The organism is Mycobacterium sp. 1465703.0 (assembly GCF_001672975.1).
GTDB lineage: Bacteria > Actinomycetota > Actinomycetes > Mycobacteriales > Mycobacteriaceae > Mycobacterium.
Genome location: NZ_LZKU01000263.1, coordinates 1 through 714, shown reverse-complemented (window position 1 = coordinate 714; position 714 = coordinate 1). Strand labels below are relative to the sequence as shown.

Annotated in this window: 1 pseudogene; it reads left to right on the top strand. The window is 68.5% G+C overall.

Going from position 1 to position 714, the window contains the following annotated elements:
• Window positions 1-147 precede the first annotated feature (147 nt).
• Window positions 148-714 (top strand): annotated as a pseudogene (locus A5625_RS28695) (VWA domain-containing protein); the annotation flags it as partial.

Genomic DNA, 714 nt, shown 5'->3' with positions numbered 1-714 from the left:
GACATCAACATCACCCAGCGGCGCGATCTCGACGCCGGCTAATCCTCCGGCCGCGGCCCATGCACCGCCGGAGTTCGAGGAGGCGGCCAGATCGGGAGGTGAGCCGATGGCGGTACCACGCGGATCGCTGTTGGTGAGGCGTGCCGCATGACGCTTCCCGGTATCGGCCCGTTACCGCTCTACGGGTTCCAGCGTCCCGCCCTGTTGTTGTTCGGATTGGTGCCGCTGGCCCTGCTGGGCCTCTACGTCTACGTCGCGGCCCGGCGCCGCCAACGCCTGCACCGGTACACCGAGGCCCCGGTTGCACAGTCGCCGTGGCGGCACCTGCCGATCGCCATATCGCTGCTGTGCCTGGTGTTTTTGACGATCGCGCTGGCCACCCCCACCCACGACATGCGCATCCCGCGCAACCGCGCCGTCATCATGCTGGTGATCGACATGTCGCAGTCCATGCGCGCGACCGACGTCCGATGTCCGCATCCCGCTCAACCGCGCGGTGGTGATGCTGGTGATCGACGTCTCGGAGTCGATGGCGTCCAACGACGTGCCGCCCAACCGGCTCAAGGCCGCCGAACAGGCCGCCACTCAGTTCGCCGGCCAGCTCACCCCCGGCATCAACCTCGGCCTGGTGGAGTTCGCCGCCAACGCCACGCTGCTGGTTCCGCCGACGACCAACCGCGGCGCGGTGAAGGCGGGCATCGACAGTCTGCAGCC